This window comes from Cupriavidus taiwanensis, assembly GCF_900250115.1.
GTDB lineage: Bacteria > Pseudomonadota > Gammaproteobacteria > Burkholderiales > Burkholderiaceae > Cupriavidus > Cupriavidus taiwanensis_B.
The window spans coordinates 142529-162703 of the sequence record NZ_LT984803.1 but is presented as its reverse complement, the minus strand read 5'-3'; the positions used below and the strand labels follow the sequence as shown (position 1 = coordinate 162703).

The window sequence follows — 20175 nt, the reverse complement described above, 5'->3', positions numbered from 1 at the left end:
ACCCGCCGCCGCTAGCGGAAGAAACCGAGCATTTCCTCCAGCAGCGGCTCAGGGGCTTCCTCGGGGATGTAATGGCCGCAGGGCAGCGCGCGTCCGCTTACGTCGGCGGCCACTTCCTGCCATAGCGCCAGCGGCTCGAAGCAGCGCGCCACCACGCCGTGCTCGCCCCACAGCACGCGCAGCGGCAGCGCCAGGCGACGCCCGGCCTCGCGGTCGGCGCGATCGTGCTCGAGGTCGATGGTGGCGGCGGCGCGATAGTCCTCGCACATGGCATGGACGCGCGCCGGGTCGCGCATCGCCGCGGTGTAAGCCGCCATCGCGTCGGGGGCGAACGCCGCCAGGCCGGCATGGCGCAGCCCCATCAGTTTCTGGATGTAGAAGTCCGGCTCGGCGTTGATCAGGGTCTCGGGGAACGGCGCCGGCTGGATCAGGAAGAACCAGTGCCAATAGGCGGCGGCAAAGGCCATGCTGGTGCGCTCGTACATGGCCAGCGTCGGCGCGATGTCGAGCAGCATGGCGCGGCTGACCGCCTCGGGATGGTCCAGGCAAAGCCGGTGCGAGACGCGCGCGCCGCGGTCATGGCCGCACAGTGCGAAGCGCGGGTAGCCGAGGGCCGCCATCAGCGCCACCTGGTCCTGCGCCATGGTGCGCTTGCTGTAGCGCTCGTGGCCGGCATTGCCGGGCGGCGCGGCGCTGCTGCCGTAACCGCGCAGGTCGGTGGCGATCACCGTGAAGTGGTCGGCCAGCTCGGGCGCCACGCGGTGCCAGATCAGGTGGCTTTGCGGATGGCCGTGCAACAGCAACAGCGGCGGCCCCGAGCCGCCCCGCACCCCGGCGATCTCGACCTCGCCGACCTGTTGCCGGAACGGTTCGAAATTCGGGAACAGCAGCGCGCTCGCGTCATTCAGCATGGGGGTCTCCGCTCAGGTGGTCCTGTGCCGATCATAGGCGCAATCCGCCGTCGCGGCTGACGCAACTGAATTGCATCAACCGGAGGGCTATGGTTAAATCCGGCCATGACCCGTCCCAGTCCGGACCGGCCGGCCCTGGCGCCGGAACCGGCAAGCCCGACCCCGGCGGCCCTCGAGGCCGCCCACGAGCGCCTGCGCCGGCTGGGTGCGCGCGTGACCCAGCCACGGCTGTGCATCCTGGCCTGCCTGATCGGCAGCGATGAGGCACTGACCCACCAGGCCGTGATCGACCGCCTGCCCGAGGCCGGCGAGACCATCGACCGCGTCACCGTCTACCGCGTGCTGGACTGGCTGGTGGACCAGGGCGTGGCGCAGAAGCGCGCCGGCAACGACCGCGTGTTCCGCTTCAGCCTGGTCGAGCACGAAGCCGCGCGCGCCCAGGAGCATCGCCAGCACAGCCATTTCCACTGCACCCGCTGCGACCGCACCTTCTGCCTGGACGATGCCGCCGCCCCGGCGCACCCGGCCGCGCCGCGCGTGCCCAGCGGCTTTGCCATCGAACATGTCGAACTGACCGTGAACGGCGTCTGCGCCGAATGCGGCAAGCGTACCCGCGCCGCCCACTGACCGGCACTCATTTCCCGGAGAACCAACAATGTCCAAACTGATTCCGGTCACGATCCTGACCGGCTTCCTCGGCAGCGGCAAGACCACCCTGCTCAAGCGCATCCTGAACGAGCAGCACGGCATGAAGATCGCCGTGATCGAGAACGAGTTCGGCGAAGAGAACATCGACAACGAGATCCTGGTGCAGGACGGCCGCGAGCAGATCGTGCAGATGAGCAACGGCTGCATCTGCTGCACCATCCGCGGCGACCTGGTGCAGGCGCTGTCGACGCTGCTGACGCGCCGCGACGCCGGCGAGATCGACTTCGACCGCGTGGTGATCGAGACCACCGGCGTGGCCAACCCCGGCCCGGTGGCGCAGACCTTCTTCATGGACGAGGAAATTGCCTCGCGCTACCTGCTCGACGCGGTGATCACACTGGTCGATGCCAAGCACGCCCACCTGCAGCTGGACAAGCAGGAAGAGGCGCAGCGCCAGGTCGGCTTTGCCGACGCCATCTTCATCACCAAGTCCGACCTGGTCGGCGAAGCCGACGTGGCCGAGCTGCGCCACCGCCTGCTGCATATGAATCCGCGCGCGCCGATCCGCCAGGTCAATTTCGGCGCGGCGCCGATCGACACCATCTTCGACCTGCGTGGCTTCAACCTGAACGCCAAGCTGGAGATCGATCCCGAATTCCTGCGCGCCGAGGAACACGACCACGCGCACGACCATGAGCACGGCGACCATTGCGGCGCCGACTGCGGCCACGACCACGATCATGGCCATGGGCATGGCCATGCGCACGACCACCATCACCACCATCACCACACCGACCGCATCGCGTCGTTCGTCTTCCGCAGCGACAAGCCGTTCCACTACGGCAAGCTGGAGGAATTCCTGTCCGGCATCCTGGCGGTCTACGGGGAAAAACTGTTGCGCTACAAGGGCGTACTATATATGGAGGGGGTGGACCGCAAAGTGGTGTTCCAGGGCGTTCACCAGCTGATGGGCAGCGACATCGGTGCCAAGTGGGAAGACGAGACCCCGGGCACGCGCATGGTGTTCATCGGCGTGGACCTGCCCCGCGACGCCATCCTCAAGGGCCTGGAGAACTGCCTGGCCTGAGTGCGCCTGCCGTCCCACGGGGCGGCACCCCATGCGACACCGCCCAGCGGCTGCCCCCCGTTCGGGGTACCGGGGAAATACCGAAGCGCCAGCCGGTTTTCCCGGTATCTCCGAAAAATTTGTTCAAGTACAATAGGCCGGATTTGATACCGGTGGCGCACCTTTTTCCCGCCGCCGGTGTCCGGTCCACCGCTTGCCGGTGGACTTGCAGGGCGGCGGTTGTCGTCAGCATGAGGCAGGCCGCCAGCAGGTGCGGTCGCAGTGCTTCGTGCGGAGACCGCCTGTTCCGCTTGGGGTACCCCGACGCGCGCCGTCACTGACTGACGCGAGAGAGAGGTGTCCCCATGACAGCCGCAACGAAGACCAAAGAAAGCCGCAGCAAGACTGGTAGTGCAGCGGCAGAGACGCTCAAGGCGCAGCCTGTGAAGGCCGCGCCCGCTCCCCGCGGCAGTACGGCGAACGCCGAAGCGGGCGCAAGGAAGGGAGGCCCGCGAAGCAGCAAGACTGCAGCCAGCCAGAGTGAAACAACCGTGGCGCGCAAGCACGCGGACAGCGCACCCGTGCGGACTGAGACGCCGCCGGCCGCATCAACAAGAGAATCAGCAGCAACCATGAGCAGCAACAAACTTCTGACTGAAGCTGAAATCCTGAAGATGAGCGACAAGGATTACATGAACGAAGCGCAGCTCGCCTTCTTCAAGCACCGCCTTGAACAGCTGCGCGACGAAATCCTGAAGAACGCTGACCAGACCACGGAACACCTGCGCGAAACCGTGATCGTGCCGGATCCGGCCGACCGCGCCACCATCGAGGAAGAACACGCGCTGGAGCTGCGCACGCGCGACCGCGAACGCAAGCTGCTGAAGAAGGTCGAGCAGTCGCTGCAGCGCATCGAGTCCGGCGACTACGGCTGGTGCGAGGAGACCGGCGAGCCGATCGGCGTGCCTCGCCTGCTGGCGCGCCCCACCGCGACGCTGTCGCTGGAAGCGCAGCAACGCCGCGAACTGCGCCAGAAGCTGTTCGGCGACTGAAGCACGGCGCCGGCCAGCCGGCGCAGCCTGCGTGACGAGACGGCCCGGATACCCGGGCCGTTTGCTTTGGTGCCGGCCCGCGCGGGCCGCGATCAGCGCGCCTGGCCTTGTCGCGCCATGGCCACGGCCTGCCATTGAGAATCATCCGGCTGTTGCCGCAGCGGCCTTTCTGGTAAATTCGCAACCTTGTTGCAACAGCGCGCCCGCGATCTGTGCGCACTGCGTTGCCCTCTCCACATTCCCTGCTGCTGCCATGGCTGATCGCCTGCCCGTCACCGTGCTGTCCGGTTTTCCCGGCGCCGGCAAGACCACGCTGCTGAACCACCTGCTCGCGCATGGCGCGCACGGGCGTGTCGGCGTGCTGGTCTGCGGCGCGCAGCACGGGCAAGCGCTGGCGCCCTTGCCACCTGGCTGCGAGGCCACGGCGCTGCCGTCGGGCCAGCCGCTGCTCGCAGAGGCCGCCCGGCTGGCCGCGACGGGCCGTTTCGACGCGCTGCTGGTCGAGGCCGACGGCCTGGACGAACCGCTGGCGATTGCCGAAGGCTTCCTGTTCGAGGCCGAACATGGCGCGGGGCCCGACGCGGCCGTACAGCCCGACACGCTGGTGACCGTGATCGATGCCGCCACCGTGCTGCGCGACCTCAACGAAGCCGAGTTCCTGGCCGACCGCGGCCTGGCCCAGCGCGAGGACGACGACCGCACCGTGGCCGAAGTGCTGGTCGCGCAGATCGAGGGCTGCGACGTGCTCGTGCTGAACAAGGCCGAGCTCGTCGGCGCCGCCGAACTGGCGCGGCTGCGCGCGGCGCTGCAGGCGCTGAACCCGCGCGCCGACATCGTCGAAGCCAGCTTCGGCAAGGTCCCGCCCGGGCGCGTGCAGGGCAGCGGCCGCTTTGACTTCGAAGCCGCCGCCGATGGCGCCGGCTGGCTCGCCGCGCTGCGTGGCGAAGCACTCCCGGCGGACGCCGCCAACGGCGTCTCCACGCTGGTCTACCGCCGCCGCCGCCCGTTCCACCCCCAACGCTTCGCCGACCTGATCCATACCGAATGGCTGCGCGAGCACGGCAGCGTGCTGCGCTCCAAAGGCCTGTTCTGGCTGGCGAGCCGCATGGAGACCGCGGGCGACTGGAACCAGTCCGGCGGCGTCTGCCGCCATGGCGGCGCCGGCGCCTGGTGGGCCGCGCTGGACCCGGCGCAATGGCCGGCCGACGCCGCCGAGCGCGCGGAGGTGGAAGCCGACATGCTTGACGCCGGCGCCCCGGCGCCGTTCGGCGACCGCCGCCAGGAACTGGTGCTGATCGGCCTGGACCTGGACCCTGCCGCGCTGCAGGCCCGGCTCGACGCCTGCCTGCTGAGCGACGCCGAGATGGCCGCCGGGGTGGATGCCTGGGCCGCCTATGCGGACCCGTTCCCGGCCTGGGTCGATGATTTCGACGACGACCACGACCATGGCCACGATCACAACCATGGCGACGACTGCGACTGCGGCGATCCCGACCACGATCACGGCCACGGTCATGGCGGCCACGGCGGCCCTCCCCATGGGCAGTGACTGGTTCGCCCGCCTGCGCGCGCACGGCCCGGGCCTGTGGTCCGCGCTGTGGCTGGCGCTGTGCCTGCTGCTGGCGCAGCATGCCGGGCTGACCCACCGCATCGTCCACGGCGGCCTGCCGGCGCCGGCCAGCGCTGCGGCGGCCAACACCGGCGCCGCGTCCGACCACGGCCCGCACCCGCTGTCGCAGGCCTTCAGCGGGCACTCGTGCGTGCTGTTCGATGGCGCCACCGTCGCCGACACCCATTGCGGCAAGCTGCCGCCGCTGCAGCTTGCCTTCGGCAAGCCGGTCAAGCCCGCCAGCCTGGCCTGGCGCTGGCCCGACCTGCCCTCGGCCCATCCCTTCCAGTCGCGCGCCCCGCCGGTGCCGGCCATCGCCCTCGCCTGATCCGGGACGCGGCCAGCGCCGCGCACCCGCCGTCTTACGCATTCCGAGCTGAACACGCGCCCTGCCGGCCGCGCCGCCATGCCCATCGCGGGCGTGCCGCGCCTGGCCGGACGCCGCCGTGCCAGCCGGGCCGATTGCCACTGCATTGCTCCGCGCGCCATGTCGAAGAACCGTTACACCGCCCGCCGTTACAGCCAGCCTGCCGCCCCGCGCCTGACGCCGCTGGCGGCGCTTGCCGCCGCCCTGACCGCTACCCTGGCCACCACGCTGGTGGCGCCCGCCGCGCTGGCGCAGACCGCCACGGCGCCGGCCACCGATGCCGCTCCCGCGGCCGCTCCTGCCGCCCCGGCCGGCGCCACGCTGCGCGAAGTCGTGGTCACCGCCAACCCGCTGGGCAGCGAGCTGAACGACATGGTGGCGCCGGTCTCGACGCTGGGCGGCGACGCGCTCGCGGTGCGCCAGGCCAGCACGCTGGGCGAGACCCTGGACAAGCTGCCGGGGGTGTCGTCCACCTACTTCGGTCCCAACGCCAGCCGGCCGGTGATCCGCGGCCTCGACGGCGACCGCATCAAGGTGCTGCAGAACGGCGGTACCACGGTCGACGCCTCGACGCTGTCCTACGACCACGCCGTGCCAGTGGATCCGCTGGTGGCCGAGCGCATCGAAGTCGTGCGCGGCCCGGCGGCGCTGATGTACGGTGGCAATGCCATCGGCGGCGTGGTCAACGTGATCGACAACCGCATCCCCAAGGAGCCGATCGAAGGCGTCGGCGGTGCGGTCGATGCCAGCGCCACCGCCGGCGGCGACCAGGCGCGCAACGCCAGCGCGCTGCTCGAGGCCGGCAACGGCAGGTTTGCCGTGCACGCCGATGCCTTCGCGCGCAAGACCAGCGACCTGCGCATCCCCGGCTACGCGCGCAGCGACCGCCTGCGCAACGCCGAGCCCCTGCCCGAAGGCGAGGCCGAGCCCTACGGGCGCCTGCCCAATACCAGCGCCGACCAGCAGGGCGGCTCGCTGGGCGGCTCCTACACCTGGGCCGATGGCTTCCTCGGCGCCAACTACAGCGCCTACCGCAACGACTACGGCACGCCCGCCGAGGACGCGGTGCGGCTGAAGATGAAGCAGGGCCGCTTCGCCCTGGAAGGCGAGGCGCGCAACCTGGCCGGCAACACCGGCGGCTGGCTCGAATCGGTCAAGGGCAAGGTCAGCTTCACTGACTACGAGCACCGCGAAATCGAGGACGGCGAGACCGGCACCATCTTCAAGAACCGCGGCTGGGATGCGCGCTTCGAGGCCAAACACGCGAAGATCGGCAACCTGACCGGCGTGGTCGGCACGCAGTTGGGGCACACCAATTTCTCGGCGCTGGGGGAAGAGGCCTTCGTGCCCAGCACCAACACCGACAACGCCGCGCTGTTCCTGTTCGAGGAATTGCCGCTGACCGCCGGCCGCGACCTGAAGCTGAACTTCGGCGGCCGGCTCGACCACAGCAGCGTCAAGGCCAGCGCCAATGGCAACGACCGCTTCGCCGACGCCAGCCGCAGCTTCAACGCCACCAGCGCCTCGGCCGGACTGCTGTACAAGATGAACCCGGCGTGGTCGCTGACCAGCAACCTGTCCTACACGGAACGCGCGCCGACCTTCTACGAGCTGTACGCCAATGGGCCCCATGTCGCCACCGGCGCCTGGGAAGTCGGCGATCCCAACGCCAGCAAGGAGCGCGCTACCTCGATCGACCTGGGCGTGCGCTTCAAGTCAGGCGCGCACAGCGCCAGCGTGTCGGGCTACTACAGCCGCTTTGCCAACTACCTCGCGCTCAGCGCCACCGGACGCGCGCGCGACGAAGCTGGCGACGTGGTCGCCGTCGGCAGCCCGGACGCGCTGCCCGAGTTCCAGTACCTGGGCGTGCCGGCGACGCTGTACGGCTTCGAGGCCGAAGGCAAGACGCGCCTGCTGCAGAAGATGCTGACCAGCAGCGACACGTTGGACTTCGAGGCGCGCGCCGACTACGTGCGCGGCGAGAACCGCGACACCGGCGAGCCGCTGCCCCGGCTCGCGCCGCTGCGCGTGGGCGGCGCGCTGGTGTATGGCGCCGGGCCCTGGGGCGCGCGCGTGGATGTGACGTACGCGGCCAGGCAGACGCGCGTGCCGTCCAACGACACGCCGACCGATGCCTATACGCTGCTGAGCCTGGCACTGACCTACAAGTTCAAGGTGGCGGGGACGCAAACCCTGGTGTACCTGCGCGGCGACAACCTGACCAACCAGGACGCGCGCAACGCCGCATCGATCCTGCGGGATATCGCGCCGATGGCGGGCAGGAGTGTGAAGGTGGGGTTCAGGACGTCGTTCTGAAGACAAGACTGCGGTGTGGGTTGTCGCAGTACTTCGTGGATGCACCGGCCCTCTCCCCGCCGCTCTCCCGCAAGCGGGAGAGGGGAGAACACCGCGGACGTGCTGAGGTTTGCGCTACCAGCACTACGCCTGAAGTCCAGCTTGTCTGCTCCCCTCTCCCGCGCACGGGAGAGGGGCCGGGGGAGAGGGCAGGCGCCTCCATCCCAACACCCTTCAAACACCTCAATCCCGATTCACCACCCATTCCCCTTCGATCTGCGCCGCCCCGACACGTGCCAGCGCCCCCACCGTCTGCGCGCAGATCTCCGCCATCGGCGGTCCCGGCATAAAGCGCTCGCGCATGTGCGCCATCAACGGCGCCGCCTCCATCCACGCCGCCAACGCCGCCAGCGTCATCCGCTGCGCCTCGAGCAGCTTGAATTTCACCAGCACCTTGACCGCATGGGCGGCATTGCGCGCCGGGTCGGCGCTCAGGTACGCCAGGCGTCCCTGGGCGCGTTCGAGCGCCGCCGCGACGTCGGTGAACACGCTGCCGTGGCCCGGGATCACTACGCGCACGTCGAGCTGCGCGATGCGCGCCAGCACCGCCGCCTGTTCGGCGAAGCCGCTCTCGCCCTCCAGTTCGGGAAAGATCACGCCGAAACCGTTCTGCCACAGCGCATCGCCGGAAATCAGGATGCCCTCGGCGGGCGCGAACAGCATCACCGCGTGCGGGTCATGGCCGGGGGCCGCCACCACCTGCCAGTCGATGCCGCCCAGGCGCAGCGTGTCGCCGTCGTTCAGCACGCTGTCGAAGGCAAAGCGGTCGCACTGCTGGCCAGTGGCCTTGTAGCTGAGCGCCTCCGTGTCCCACGCGGCCACGGCATCGGCCTCGGCCGCGGGGATCGCGGTGCGCGGCTGCCAGCGCGCCTGCAGCGCGGCATTGCCGCCGCAGTGGTCGGAGTGCAGATGGGTGTTGATCACGCGCGCGAGCGGCTGGCCCTGCAGCGCTGACGCCACCAGCGCGACCGTCTGCGCTGCGTGGGTGACGTAGCCGGTGTCGACCAGCGCGGTATCGTCGCCGTCGGCGAACAGGATGTTGTTGGCCGACAGCCAGCCGCGCTCGAACACGCGCATGGATGGCGGCAACTGCGGGACCGGGGTTGCACTCAAGGGGATGCCTCCTCGCCTGCCAGCCATGCTGCGCGCTGCGGCAGTTGTGCCCACACGTGGCGCTTGTCTTCGTCGCTGGCCGAGGACCAGCCGGCGATTTCGTCGATGGTGCGCAGGCAACCTGCGCAGTAGCCGCTGAATGGGTCCATGTGGCAAATGTTGCGGCATGGCGAAGGCACTGGCGACGCGCGCAGCGCAAGTTCGGCTTGCGCCGCCAGGTCGGCCGCGGAGGGGACGGGCGCGGGCATGGTGGCCATCGGACCGCTCAGCCCGCCGCGCGCGCGGCCTTGGCCGCGACCTTCTGGTTGAAGCGGCCGGCGTCGATCAGGTGGCGCTCGTGCACGCCCTCCGAGATCTTGTCCTCGCCGTCCCATGCGCTCAGCTCGAAGCGCAGCCGGCGCCCGTCGACCTCGACCAGAGCGCCCCTGACCGTCACCGTCATGCCCGGCGGCGTCGGCGCCAGGTGCGAGAAGCTGACCAGCGTGCCGAGCGACTGCTCGCGCGGCCAGTCCAGGTGCGCGCGCAGCATCTGCAGGCAGGCGCACTCCATGATGCCGACCAGGTAGCCGGTGGCCAGCACGTCCGGCATCTCGGGGCAGCCCGGGATATCGTCATACAGGCGCGGCACCGTGGCCTTGGGCGGCACCGTGTATTGCCAGGTGAACGCCAGGCCGGGGCGCAGGTCCGGGCTCATGCCATGGCCCCGGGAGTGGCTGCGATCGCGACATCGGCCACTTCGGCCCCGGTCATCTGCTGCAGTTGCCGCGGCGTCAGGTTGAACACCGCATGCGGATGGCCGGCCGCGGCCCACAGGCTGTCATGGCGGAACAGATCCTGGTCCAGCAGCATCACCGGCGCCACCGCATGGCCGATCGGGCAGACCCCGCCGATGGCATAGCCGGTCTTTTCGCGCACGAAGCGCGCGTCGGCCTTGCCCAGCGCGCCCGCGCGCGCGGCCACCTTGGCCTCGTCGACGCGGTTGCTGCCGCTGGCGATCACCAGCACCGGCGCATCGTCGGCGACGCGGCGGAAGATGATGGACTTGGCGATTTCGGCCACGCTGCAGCCCAGCCCCGCCGCGGCCTCGGCCGAGGTCTTGCCGGTGGCGGGCAGCATCACCACGGGCCGGTCGTGGCCGAGGCCGGCCAGCAGTTCGGCCACGCGCTGCGCGGACTCGGGCAGCGCTTGGTCAGGCATCGTCATGCGTTCTCCTGTGTGCGGCCGCGCGCTTTACACGCAGGCCGGTGCCGCGTCGCTGGCGGCGGCCCATTTGGTCAGCAGGGCACGGCCCACGCGCGAACTGTTGGCGCGGTCGATCGCCTGCGAGATGTAGTCGCCGGCGCGCACCACCGCTTCCAGGTCGATGCCGGTGTGGATGCCCATGCCGTGCAGCATGTAGAGCACGTCCTCGGTGGCGACGTTGCCGGTGGCGCCCTTGGCATAGGGGCAGCCGCCCAGCCCCGCGACCGAGGCATGGAAGATCGCGACGCCCACTTCCAGGCTGGCCAGGATGTTGGACAGGGCCTGGCCGTAGGTATCGTGGAAATGGCCGGAGAGCCGGTCCAGCGCAAACTCCGCCGCCGCGGCGCGCATCACTTCCTGCACCCGCACCGGCGTGCCCACGCCGATGGTGTCGGCGATGTCGATCTCGTCGCAGCCCAGCTCGCGCATGCGCCGCACCACGTCGACCACCGAACTGACCGGCACCTCGCCCTGGTAGGGGCAGCCGAGCGCGCACGAGATGCTGCCGCGCAGGCGCACGCCCTGCTCCTTGGCCGCGGCCGCTACCGGCGCGAAGCGCGCGATCGACTCGGCGATCGAGCAATTGATGTTCTTCTGCGAGAACGCCTCGCTGGCCGCGCCGAAGATCACCACCTCGTCGGCGCCGGCCGCGATCGCGCCCTCGAAGCCCTTCATGTTCGGCGTCAGCGCCGAATACAGCGTGCCCGCTCGGCGCTGGATGCGCGCCATCACGTCGGCGCCGTCGGCCATCTGCGGCACCCATTTGGGCGACACGAACGAGGCGGCCTCGATGTTGACGAAGCCGGCGTCGGTGAGCTGGTTGATCAGCGCGACCTTCACGTCCGTCGGCACCATTGCCTTTTCGTTCTGCAGGCCGTCGCGCGGGCCCACTTCAACGATCTTCACGTAGTTCGGCATGGTCATGGCTGTCTCCTGTCGTTTATCCAGTGGGGGTATGGTTGGCTTGCATGGCGGCTGGCGCGGCGCTCAATAGCCGCGCTGCAGGTCGACCACGCCCGCGATCGGCTGGCCGGCGCGCAGCGCGCGGATCTTGCCGGCGATCTGCGCGATGCTGTCCTCGCGCAGCGTCAGCGCCGAGATATGCGGGGTAATGGTGATGCGCGGCTCCTGCCAGAACGGATGCCCGGCGGGCAGCGGCTCGGTGCGGAACACGTCCAGCGTCGCGCCCGCGAGCTGGCCGGCCTGCACCGCCGCGAGCAGGTCGGCTTCGACCAGGTGCTGGCCGCGCGCGACATTGATCACGTAGGCACCCTGCGCCAGCTTGCCGAACAGTTCGCCGTTGAGGATGTTCTCGGTCTGCGGCGTCAGCGGCAGCACATTGACCAGCACGCGCAGGCCGTCCAGGAACGGCGCGCGGCCGGCATCGCCGTGGAAGCCCACCACGCCCTCGATGGCGCGCGCGGTGCGGCTCCAGCCGCGTACCGGAAAGCCGAAGCCGGCCAGCGTGCGTGCGATATGCGTGCCGAGCGTGCCGACGCCCATCACGCCGATGGTGAAGTCTTCGCGGCGGTGCGGCTTGAGGAACTTCCACTTGCCGGCCTGCGCCTGGGCGGCGTAATCGTCCAGCCGGCGGAAATAGCGCAGCACGGCAGAGGTGACGTATTCGGCCATCTGGGCGGCCATGCCGGCGTCGTCCAGCCGCACGATCGGCACGCCGGCCGGCAGCGCCTGGGGGTCCTGGTCGCGCAGGCGCAGGATGCCGTCGACGCCGGCGCCGAGGTTGAACACCGCCTTCAGGTCGGTGCGGCCGCGCAGCATCTCGACCGGCGGGCGCCACACCACGGCGTAATCGGCAGCTTCGCCACGGCTGTCGTCCCAGGTCACGCAGGTGGCCTCCGGCAGCGCCTCGGCGAAGCCTTCGATCCATGGTTGGTAACGGCCATCCGGAACGTACAACTGCAACTTCATGATGTCTCCAGCGACTCTGGTGGTTCAAGGGGCTATTTTGGCAGAGGAATGCGCCGCGGGGGCGGGTGGCGGGCGCGCCGCCCATGGAAAATGCCCCGCGCGCTGGCGGGGCATCTCCTGGATTGCTGCGGCTCGCCGGGCTCGTACAGCGGCGCCAGGCGGCGCGGGGCCGCTACTGGTAGTTCATGTTCAGCGTCGCAATCGCGTTCACGCGTCCGCTGGTCACGACCTGGCTGGTCTTGAAATACCGTGCGGTCATCGGAATGCTGACGGCCTCGTTGTCGCTGGTGGTCCGCACATACGGAGACGACACCACACCCAGCGCCACCGGCGTCCTGCCTTGCAGCACCTGGACCCCGACGCCGGTGGCCATGCCGCTGCCGGCCTGGTTTGCCAGCACGCCCGGGGCATTCGATGCGTCCGCCGTGCCGTCCAGTTCGTAGGCAATGCTGATGTCGGCATCGCACACCAGCGGAATGCTGAACGGTGTCGCGCCCTGCGTCGAACCGACGCCGCCAAAGCTGTTCAGGCTTGCGCTCGGCAGCTCGACGATGAGGTTGCTATTGGTAACACGGCAGCCTGCCGTGCGGATATTGACCTGCGTACTGGTGAAGTTGGTCGAGGTGGCGACAATGCCGCCATAGATCGAGGTCGCGGTGGGATTCTGGAACGCAATCACGCCCGGCGTAATCGGTCCGGTCTTGAGCAGCTGGACCCGATACAGCGCGGGCGGCAGATAGACGCCCTGCATGTTGGGCAGCGTCTGCTGCGCACGCGGCCAGTTCTGCAGCATGGACTGGGTGATGTCGGCTGGCTGCACGCTGAGCGTGTTCGACCACCCGGCCCGAATGCCGATGCCCGGCACGCCGGTTTCATAGACGCCGACGCCAGCCGCCGGCGTCATCGGCATGGCATAGCCATGGCTCCATATTTCGAGGGGCCCGCATTCGATATACGCTGAACTGCTCCCAACCCAGCCGGTGTCGAACAGGATGCTGCCGAGCGGCAGGTCCCGCGCAACGGTCAGGCTGGCTGGCAACGCGATGGTCGAGGTGACCGCGTTCCCGGTACAAGCCATGGCGTGGCCGGACACCAGTAAAGCCCAGAAGAGGATCCGGCAAGACGTTGGCAGCATCGGATGCGGAGCGACATACGGAAGGTCCGCAATTCTAGCCACGATACATCGAGCCAATGCGTAGGCAACGTCTCAACCTCAGGCGGGAAAAGTCATATTGCGGCGATCGCCCCCCGCTGCCGCGGCCGGCCACCGGCGCTTGCGCCGGTCCGGCGACCGACCGTCTAGCCCCCTTCGAACGCGAGCAGCTGGGCGCCTTCCGCCACCTGTTCGCCAACGCCGTACAGGATTTCGCTGACCACCCCATCGGCCGGCGCGCTGATGGTGTGTTCCATCTTCATCGCCTCCATCACCAGCAGCGGGGTGCCGCGCGTGACCGTGCTGCCGGCCTCGACCATCACGGCGATGACCTTGCCCGGCATCGGCGCGGTCAGCTTGCCGCCCTCGCCTTCGGCCTCGCCCGCATGCGCGAGCGGGTCGAGCCACGCCAGGCTCACATGCCGGGCGGCGTAGAAGACGTGGAAGGTATCGCCGTCGGCATGCACCTGCCCGTGCGCGCGCCGCGTGCCGAGGTTGACGCGGAGATCGTCGGCCTGGCAGGTATAGGCAAAGGGCGCGGCCTGGTCGGCGTAGATCAGCGTGCTGCCGCGTGCATTGCTGTCCAGCTTCACGTCGAGCACCTGCGCGCCATAGCCGAAGCGCAGCGTGCGCGACGCGCCGCCATTGAGCCGCCAGGCGCCGGCGTGGGTCCACGGCGAGTGCGGATCGGCGGCATCGATGCGCAATTCGCGCGCCTCGCGATCCAGCAGCGCCGCCACCGCCAGCGCGATCAGCTCCATGCCGACCGGCGCGGGCGGCGGGAACAGGACCGCCTCGTTGCGCCCGATCAGCCCGGTGTCGAGGTCGGCGGTGCGGAACGCCTCGGACTTCACCAGCCGCTGCAGGAACGCCACGTTGGTCGACAGCCCCACCACGTGGTAGGCCGCCAGCGCCTGGCGCATGCGCGCCAGCGCCTCGTCGCGGTCCTTGCCCCAGACGATCAGCTTGGCGATCATCGGATCGTAGAACGGGCTGATGGTGTCGCCCTCGCGCACGCCGGCGTCGATGCGCACCCCGGCCGGGCCGTGCGGGTTTCCGTCAACCCCGTCGCCGCGCATGAACTGCACCGCCGGCGGCGTGCGCAGGAAGCGCAGCGTGCCGGTGGACGGCAGGAACTGCTTGTCGGGGTTCTCGGCGTAGATGCGCGCCTCCAGCGCGTGGCCGTCGATGCGCAGCTGCTCCTGCGCCAGCGGCAACGGCTCGCCGGCGGCGACGCGCAGCTGCCATTCGACCAGGTCCTGGCCGGTGATCATCTCGGTGACGGGGTGCTCGACCTGCAGGCGCGTGTTCATCTCCATGAAGTAGAACGAGCCGTCCTGGTTGGCGATGAACTCTACCGTGCCGGCGCCGACATAACCCACGGCCTTGGCGGCGGCCACCGCCGCTTCGCCCATGGCGCGACGACGCTCCTCGGTCATGCCCGGCGCGGGCGCTTCCTCCAGCACCTTCTGGTGCCGGCGCTGCACCGAGCAATCGCGCTCGAACAGGTAGACGCAGTTGCCGTGAGTATCGGCGAACACCTGGATCTCGATATGGCGCGGACGGGTCAGGTATTTCTCGACCAGCACCTTGTCGTCGCCGAAGCTGGCGCTGGCCTCGCGCTTGACCGACGCCAGCGCGGCCTCGAAGCCCTCGCCCGACTCGACTACGCGCATGCCCTTGCCGCCGCCGCCCGCGCTGGCCTTGAGCAGCACTGGATAGCCGATGCGGTCGGCCTCGCGCCGCAGCAGCGCCGGGTCCTGGTCTTCGCCGTGGTAGCCCGGCACCAGCGGCACCGACGCCTGTTCCATCAGCTGCTTGGCCGCGCTCTTGCTGCCCATCGCGTGGATGGCCGATGCCGGCGGACCGATAAAGACCAGCCCGGCCGCGGCGCAGGCCTCGGCGAAGGCTTCGTTCTCGGACAGGAAACCGTAGCCCGGGTGGATCGCCTGGGCGCCGGTCTCCTTCGCCATCTCGATGATGTGGTCGGCGCGCAGGTAGCTGTCGCGCGCTGCGGCGCCGCCGATATGCACGGCCTCGTCGCAGAAGGCGACGTGGCGCGCCTCGGCATCGGCATCGGAATACACCGCGACGGTGCGGATGCCCAGCCGGCGGCAGGTGGCGGCGACGCGGCAGGCGATTTCACCGCGGTTGGCGATCAGGATCTTGTTGAACATGCGCCCTCCTTGTTATCCCGGTAACCGGGATATTACGGCGGCGCGCCGTCCAGCGGGCACTTTCCTGCGACGTTAGCCCGAGTTACCCCGCGTAGCCTTCGGCGCGGATGTCGAGGCGGGCCAGCAGCGCGCGATCGCGGTCGGCCTGCGGGTTGCCGGTGGTCAGCAGCTTTTCGCCGTAGAAGATCGAATTGGCGCCGGCCATGAAGCACAGCGCCTGCAGCGCTTCATCCATGGCCTCGCGGCCCGCGGACAGGCGCACCATCGCTTGCGGCATGGTGATGCGCGCCACCGCGATGGTGCGGACGAACTCGAACGGGTCCAGCGCCTCGGTGCCCGCCAGCGGCGTGCCTTCGACCTGCACCAGGTTGTTGATCGGCACCGATTCCGGATACGGGTCCATATTGGCCAGTTGCGCGATCAGGCCGGCGCGCGCCTCGCGCGACTCGCCCATGCCGACGATGCCGCCGCAGCAGACGTTGATGCCGGCGTCGCGCACATGGCCGATGGTGTCGAGCCGGTCCTGGTAGGTGCGCGTGGTGATGATCTTGCCGTAGAACTCTGGCGAGGTGTCGAGGTTATGGTTGTAGTAGTCCAGGCCGGCTTCCTTGAGCTGCTGCGCCTGCTCGGACTTGAGCATGCCCAGCGTGACGCAGGTCTCCAGGCCCATCGCCTTGACTTCGCGCACCATGTCCATCACCGGCTCCAGGTGGCGGTCCTTGGGGCTGCGCCAGGCCGCGCCCATGCAGAAGCGGGTGGCGCCGTTGGCCTTGGCCGCGCGCGCGGCGTCCAGCACCTCGTCCAGCGCCATCAGCTTCTCGGCCTTGACACCGGCGTCGTGGTGCGCGCTTTGCGGGCAGTAGCCGCAATCCTCCTCGCAGCCGCCGGTCTTGATCGACAGCAGCGTCGACAGCTGCACGGTGTTGGCATCAAAGTGCTCGCGGTGCACCTGCTGGGCGCGGAACAGCAGGTCGTTGAACGGCAGCGCGAACAGCGCGGCAACGTCATCGACACGCCATCTGGCGTCGTCGGGCAAGGCATGCTGGCGCGCGGTCTGGCGCAGCGATTCGGCGGAGATGGTGGTAACGGTGTGGGCTTGGGTCATGATCAATGGAATTTTTGTTGTCAGGCAGCCAGGCCGGCGGCCTCGGCCTGGTAGCGGGTGGCGGCGGCCAGCAGCGGCGCGAGCTCGAGCCGGCCGGCAGCGGCGGCGGCGGCGGGCGCCAGTTGCCACGGCAACTCGCCCAGGCACGGCGCGTCCAGCGCGGCGTGCAGCGTGGCGATGTTCTCGTCGGCCAGCAGCATGTCCGGGTCGACCCGGTTGGCGATCCAGCCGGCCAGCGGCAGGCCGCGCGCGCGGATGGCTTCGGCGCTCAGCACGGCGTGGTTCAGGCAGCCGAGCCGGATGCCGACCACCAGCACCACCGGCACGCTCAGCATCACGGCGAGGTCGGCGGTGTTCCAGCGCACCGCGCCGGCGTCGAGCGGCACGTTGAAGCCGCCCACGCCCTCCACCACCACGGCGTCGGCCTGGCGGCGCAGCGCGTCGAAGGCGGCACGGATGGGCGCGCGCGTGATGCGCACGCCTTCCTGCGCCGCCGCGAGGTGCGGCGAGCACGGCGTGCGCAGCAGGAACGGGCAGGTCTGGCCGAGCGGCACCGCGACCGAGCTGGCGGCGCGCAGCTGCGCCACGTCGTCGTTGTGCCAGTGGCCGTCGCGCCATTCGCTGCCGCTGGCCACCGGCTTCATGCCGGCGGTGCGGTAGCCGGCACCATGGAGCGCATGCAGCAGCGCGGCGCTGGCGTGGGTCTTGCCGACGCCGGTATCGGTGCCGGTGACAAAGCAGGCGAAGGGAGTCCGGGCACTCATGCGGCCTCCCGCTGCGCCACCGCGGCGCTCAGTGCCTCGAGCAGGCGCCGCACATCGGCTTCGGTGTGCGCCGCCGACAGCGTGATGCGCAGCCGCGCGGTGCCCTCCGGCACGGTCGGCGGACGGATCGCGCCGACGCGGATGCCGTCGGCTTCCAGCGTGGCCGACAGCGCCAGCGCGGCACCGTTGTCGCCGACGATCAGCGGCTGCACCGCGGTCTGGCTGTCGCCCAGGGTCCAGCCCGCGATCGCGGCCAGCTGGGCCAGCCCTTCGCGCAGCGTGGCGATGCAGCGCGCCAGTTGCGTCCGCCGTTGCCGGCCCTCGTCGCCTTCGATGAGCGCCAGGCTGGCCAGCAGCGCGTGCGCGACCGCGGGCGGCGCGGCCGTGGTGTAGATATACGGCCGCGCGGTGTTGACCAGGTGCTCGATGATGGTCTCGTGCGCGGCGACAAAGGCGCCGGCGACGCCGGCCGCCTTGCCGAGCGTGCCGATGTAAATAAAGCGTTCGGACGACAGTCCAAGCGCTTCCAGCACGCCATGCCCCTGCTCGCCGAGCACGCCGAAGCCGTGGGCATCGTCGACCACGATCCACGCGTCGTAACGCTCGGCCAGCGCCAGCAGCTGGCGCAGCGGCGCGACGTTGCCGTCCATGCTGAACACGCTGTCGGTGACGATCAGCTTGCGCTCGCTGGTGCTGGCCGCGAGCAGCGCTTCCAGCGCAGCGGTGTCGCAATGCGGGTAGCGCTGCACCTCGGCCCGCGCCAGCCGTGCGCCGTCGATCAGCGACGCATGGTTGAGCGACTCGCAGAACAGCGTCGCCCCGGCCGCGCCGAGCGCGGTCAGCACGGCCATATTGGCCATGTAGCCGGTGCAGAAATACAGCGTGCGCGCCTGCGCGATGTGCGGCGCGAACCAGCGTGCCAGTTCCGCTTCCAGCTGAGCGTGCGCGAGCGAGTGACCGCTGACCAGGTGCGAGGCGCCGCTGCCGGCACCGTAGCGCTGCGCGCCTTCCACCAGCGCGGCGATCACTTGCGGGTGGTTGGCCAGCCCGAGGTAATCGTTGCTGCAGAAGGTCAGCAGCGATTCCGGCGCGGTCCCGTCCTCGCCCACGGCCTGGTGCGGCGCGCAGGCGGTGTGGGCGACGCGGCGGCGCCGCGTCAGCGCAAGCGCGTGGCGCTGCTGCGCGGCCTGCTGCAGTTGTTCAAGCAGCATGGCGCACCTCCTTGCCGGCGGTCCCGGTCACATGCGCGGTGACGTCGTCGAGCGTGGCCAGCAGCCGTTCACCCAGCCAGCGCGCCTGCGCGGCGTCGAAGACATAGGGCGGCATCACGTAGAGCGTATTGCCGATCGGGCGCACCAGCAGCTCGCGCGCGCGCGCGGCATGGTGGAAGCGCGCGGCGAAGCCGGCGCCGTCGGCAACCTCGTCGCGCACGTCGGCGGCCCAGATCAGGCCACGCTGGCGCACGTGGTGCACGCGCGCGTCGGCGGCCAGCGCGACCATGCCGTCGGCCAGCCATTGCGCGCGCTCGCGGTTGCGCGCCAGCACCTGGTCCTGCGCGAACAGGTCCAGCGTGGCCAGCGCCGCGCGGCAGGCGAGCGGGTTGCCGGTGTACGAATGCGAATGCAGGAAGCTGCGCGCCACGTCATCGGCGACGAAGGCGCGCTGGATTTCCGGGCGCGACAGCACCAGCGACAGCGGCAGGTAGCCGCCGCTGATGCCCTTGGACAGGCACAGGAAATCCGGCCAGGCATGCGCGGGCAGCGGCGCCTCGGTGCCGCGCGACTGCTCCCATGCGAAGAAGGTGCCGGTGCGTCCGCACCCCACCGCGATCTCGTCGGCGATCAGGTGCACGCGGTAGCGGTCGCACAGCGCGCGCACGCCGTCGAGATAGCACGGGTCATGCATCGCCATGCCGGCGGCGCCCTGCACCAGCGGCTCGACGATCAGCGCGGCAATGGCGCCGGCGCGCTCGCGCAGCAGCGCCTCCAGCGCCGCCAGCGCGCGCGCCGCCACCTCGGCGGCGGACTCGCCGCGCCGCGCCTGCCGCGCATCGGGCGACATCACCACATGGGCGCGGCGGATCAGCGCGTCGTAGGCGTCGCGGAAGATCTCGACGTCGGTGACGGCGAGCGCGCCCACGGTTTCGCCGTGGTAGCCGTGGCGCAGGCAGACGAACTCGCGCTTGGCCGGCAGGCCGGTGTTGCGCCAGTAGTGGAAGCTCATCTTCAGCGCGATCTCGACCGCCGAGGCGCCGTCCGAGGCGTAGAAGACGTTGCCGAGCGCGCCGCCGGTCAGCGCCGACAGGCGCTCGGCCAGCTCCACCGCGGGCGCATGCGTGCAGCCGGCGAGCATCACATGCTCGAGCGTCTCCAGCTGGCTTGCCAGCGCGGCGTTGATGCGCGGATTGGCGTGGCCGAACAGGTTGACCCACCAGGAGCTGGTGGCATCGAAATAGCGCTGGCCGTCGGCGTCGTGCAGCCACGGGCCTTCGCCGCGCACGATCGCCAGCGGCACGGCGTCGTCGGCAGGGCGCAGGCGCGTGCACGGGTGCCAGACGGCAGCGCGGCTGCGCTCGCCCAGCGCCGGTGCGCTGCCTGGGGAAAGGGACAGGTGGTCCAAGATAGCCCTCCTTGGTTGGCCGTCCGCGCTGGCGCTGCCGGCGGGGCCGGTCGGCGCGCTGGTCG

19 protein-coding genes are annotated in these 20175 nt (G+C 70.0%); 6 read left to right on the top strand and 13 right to left on the bottom strand.

Annotated features, from left to right (window positions below):
* Positions 1-11: 11 nt before the first annotated feature.
* Complete coding sequence (locus tag CBM2586_RS00810; RefSeq protein WP_115686624.1) at positions 12-911, bottom strand: alpha/beta fold hydrolase; 900 nt, start codon at positions 909-911, stop codon at positions 12-14.
* Positions 912-1016: 105 nt separating this feature from the next.
* On the opposite strand from CBM2586_RS00810, the gene CBM2586_RS00805 reads away from it, so the two are divergent.
* The 6 genes from CBM2586_RS00805 to CBM2586_RS00780 all read left to right on the top strand — a co-directional run bounded on the left by CBM2586_RS00805 (position 1017) and on the right by CBM2586_RS00780 (position 7969).
* A complete protein-coding gene (locus tag CBM2586_RS00805; RefSeq protein ID WP_115686623.1) occupies positions 1017-1538 on the top strand; it encodes a Fur family transcriptional regulator in 522 nt (173 codons plus the stop codon).
* A 28-nt stretch (positions 1539-1566) separates the two neighbouring features.
* On the top strand, positions 1567-2646 hold the full coding sequence (locus tag CBM2586_RS00800; protein WP_115686622.1) for a CobW family GTP-binding protein: 1080 nt from the start codon (positions 1567-1569) through the stop codon (positions 2644-2646).
* A 611-nt stretch (positions 2647-3257) separates the two neighbouring features.
* Positions 3258-3677 (top strand): RNA polymerase-binding protein DksA, encoded by a 420-nt coding sequence (gene dksA / locus CBM2586_RS00795; protein ID WP_010813282.1) that lies wholly within the window; start codon positions 3258-3260, stop codon positions 3675-3677.
* Between the two features lie 253 nt (positions 3678-3930).
* Complete coding sequence (locus CBM2586_RS00790; protein ID WP_115686621.1) at positions 3931-5226, top strand: GTP-binding protein; 1296 nt, start codon at positions 3931-3933, stop codon at positions 5224-5226.
* A complete protein-coding gene (locus tag CBM2586_RS00785) occupies positions 5216-5614 on the top strand; it encodes a hypothetical protein (RefSeq protein WP_231942522.1) in 399 nt (132 codons plus the stop codon). The genes CBM2586_RS00790 and CBM2586_RS00785 overlap by 11 nt, the downstream gene beginning before the upstream one ends.
* A 159-nt stretch (positions 5615-5773) precedes the next feature.
* Positions 5774-7969, top strand: a complete 2196-nt coding sequence (locus tag CBM2586_RS00780; protein WP_115688588.1) for a TonB-dependent receptor — start codon at positions 5774-5776, stop codon at positions 7967-7969.
* Between the two features lie 222 nt (positions 7970-8191).
* On the opposite strand, the gene CBM2586_RS00775 is transcribed toward CBM2586_RS00780, so the two are convergent.
* The 12 genes from CBM2586_RS00775 to bioA all read right to left on the bottom strand — a co-directional run bounded on the left by CBM2586_RS00775 (position 8192) and on the right by bioA (position 20110).
* Positions 8192-9148, bottom strand: coding sequence for an MBL fold metallo-hydrolase (locus CBM2586_RS00775; protein ID WP_115686620.1), 957 nt, complete (start codon positions 9146-9148; stop codon positions 8192-8194).
* The gene (locus CBM2586_RS00770; protein WP_115663300.1) at positions 9118-9378 is read right to left on the bottom strand and encodes a DUF1289 domain-containing protein; all 261 of its coding nucleotides are present in this window, start codon (positions 9376-9378) and stop codon (positions 9118-9120) included. The genes CBM2586_RS00775 and CBM2586_RS00770 overlap by 31 nt, the downstream gene beginning before the upstream one ends.
* Positions 9379-9386: 8 nt before the next feature.
* Positions 9387-9815, bottom strand: a complete 429-nt coding sequence (locus CBM2586_RS00765) for a thioesterase family protein (RefSeq protein ID WP_115663301.1) — start codon at positions 9813-9815, stop codon at positions 9387-9389.
* Positions 9812-10324: a YbaK/EbsC family protein gene (locus CBM2586_RS00760; RefSeq protein ID WP_115686619.1), complete on the bottom strand. Its 513-nt coding sequence runs from the start codon at positions 10322-10324 to the stop codon at positions 9812-9814. The genes CBM2586_RS00765 and CBM2586_RS00760 overlap by 4 nt, the downstream gene beginning before the upstream one ends.
* 27 nt (positions 10325-10351) lie before the next feature.
* Positions 10352-11287, bottom strand: a complete 936-nt coding sequence (locus CBM2586_RS00755) for a hydroxymethylglutaryl-CoA lyase (protein WP_115686618.1) — start codon at positions 11285-11287, stop codon at positions 10352-10354.
* Positions 11288-11350: 63 nt separating this feature from the next.
* Positions 11351-12292 (bottom strand): 2-hydroxyacid dehydrogenase, encoded by a 942-nt coding sequence (locus CBM2586_RS00750; protein ID WP_115686617.1) that lies wholly within the window; start codon positions 12290-12292, stop codon positions 11351-11353.
* A 172-nt stretch (positions 12293-12464) separates the two neighbouring features.
* Entirely contained in the window at positions 12465-13370 is a 906-nt protein-coding gene (locus tag CBM2586_RS00745; protein ID WP_172587046.1) for a fimbrial protein, read from the bottom strand.
* A 221-nt stretch (positions 13371-13591) separates the two neighbouring features.
* Positions 13592-15622, bottom strand: a complete 2031-nt coding sequence (locus tag CBM2586_RS00740; RefSeq protein WP_115663306.1) for an acetyl/propionyl/methylcrotonyl-CoA carboxylase subunit alpha — start codon at positions 15620-15622, stop codon at positions 13592-13594.
* An 82-nt stretch (positions 15623-15704) separates the two neighbouring features.
* Positions 15705-16727 carry a biotin synthase BioB gene (bioB, locus tag CBM2586_RS00735; protein WP_115663307.1) on the bottom strand — a complete coding sequence of 341 codons (1023 nt, stop codon included), beginning with the start codon at positions 16725-16727 and terminating at the stop codon, positions 15705-15707.
* Between the two features lie 20 nt (positions 16728-16747).
* Positions 16748-17491: a dethiobiotin synthase gene (gene bioD, locus CBM2586_RS00730; protein WP_115663308.1), complete on the bottom strand. Its 744-nt coding sequence runs from the start codon at positions 17489-17491 to the stop codon at positions 16748-16750.
* Entirely contained in the window at positions 17488-18702 is a 1215-nt protein-coding gene (bioF, locus tag CBM2586_RS00725; protein ID WP_115686615.1) for an 8-amino-7-oxononanoate synthase, read from the bottom strand. Before bioF ends, bioD begins: the two co-directional genes overlap by 4 nt.
* Positions 18692-20110: an adenosylmethionine--8-amino-7-oxononanoate transaminase gene (bioA, locus tag CBM2586_RS00720; protein WP_115686614.1), complete on the bottom strand. Its 1419-nt coding sequence runs from the start codon at positions 20108-20110 to the stop codon at positions 18692-18694. The genes bioF and bioA overlap by 11 nt, the downstream gene beginning before the upstream one ends.
* Between the last annotated feature and the right edge of the window lie 65 nt (positions 20111-20175).

What these genes read in the sequence shown, in the direction of transcription:
- CBM2586_RS00760 (WP_115686619.1), bottom strand. Translation starts at nt 10,324, where the DNA reads ATGACGATGCCTGACCAAGCGCTGCCCGAGTCCGCGCAGCGCGTGGCC.
- CBM2586_RS00740 (WP_115663306.1), bottom strand. Translation starts at nt 15,622, where the DNA reads ATGTTCAACAAGATCCTGATCGCCAACCGCGGTGAAATCGCCTGCCGC.
- CBM2586_RS00765 (WP_115663301.1), bottom strand. Translation starts at nt 9,815, where the DNA reads ATGAGCCCGGACCTGCGCCCCGGCCTGGCGTTCACCTGGCAATACACG.
- CBM2586_RS00800 (WP_115686622.1), top strand. Translation starts at nt 1,567, where the DNA reads ATGTCCAAACTGATTCCGGTCACGATCCTGACCGGCTTCCTCGGCAGC.
- CBM2586_RS00750 (WP_115686617.1), bottom strand. Translation starts at nt 12,292, where the DNA reads ATGAAGTTGCAGTTGTACGTTCCGGATGGCCGTTACCAACCATGGATC.
- bioF (WP_115686615.1), bottom strand. Translation starts at nt 18,702, where the DNA reads ATGCTGCTTGAACAACTGCAGCAGGCCGCGCAGCAGCGCCACGCGCTT.
- dksA (WP_010813282.1), top strand. Translation starts at nt 3,258, where the DNA reads ATGAGCAGCAACAAACTTCTGACTGAAGCTGAAATCCTGAAGATGAGC.
- CBM2586_RS00780 (WP_115688588.1), top strand. Translation starts at nt 5,774, where the DNA reads ATGTCGAAGAACCGTTACACCGCCCGCCGTTACAGCCAGCCTGCCGCC.
- CBM2586_RS00790 (WP_115686621.1), top strand. Translation starts at nt 3,931, where the DNA reads ATGGCTGATCGCCTGCCCGTCACCGTGCTGTCCGGTTTTCCCGGCGCC.
- CBM2586_RS00755 (WP_115686618.1), bottom strand. Translation starts at nt 11,287, where the DNA reads ATGACCATGCCGAACTACGTGAAGATCGTTGAAGTGGGCCCGCGCGAC.
- CBM2586_RS00810 (WP_115686624.1), bottom strand. Translation starts at nt 911, where the DNA reads ATGCTGAATGACGCGAGCGCGCTGCTGTTCCCGAATTTCGAACCGTTC.
- CBM2586_RS00805 (WP_115686623.1), top strand. Translation starts at nt 1,017, where the DNA reads ATGACCCGTCCCAGTCCGGACCGGCCGGCCCTGGCGCCGGAACCGGCA.
- CBM2586_RS00785 (WP_231942522.1), top strand. Translation starts at nt 5,216, where the DNA reads ATGGGCAGTGACTGGTTCGCCCGCCTGCGCGCGCACGGCCCGGGCCTG.
- CBM2586_RS00745 (WP_172587046.1), bottom strand. Translation starts at nt 13,370, where the DNA reads ATGGCTTGTACCGGGAACGCGGTCACCTCGACCATCGCGTTGCCAGCC.
- bioB (WP_115663307.1), bottom strand. Translation starts at nt 16,727, where the DNA reads ATGACCCAAGCCCACACCGTTACCACCATCTCCGCCGAATCGCTGCGC.
- CBM2586_RS00775 (WP_115686620.1), bottom strand. Translation starts at nt 9,148, where the DNA reads ATGGCTGGCAGGCGAGGAGGCATCCCCTTGAGTGCAACCCCGGTCCCG.
- bioD (WP_115663308.1), bottom strand. Translation starts at nt 17,491, where the DNA reads ATGAGTGCCCGGACTCCCTTCGCCTGCTTTGTCACCGGCACCGATACC.
- CBM2586_RS00770 (WP_115663300.1), bottom strand. Translation starts at nt 9,378, where the DNA reads ATGGCCACCATGCCCGCGCCCGTCCCCTCCGCGGCCGACCTGGCGGCG.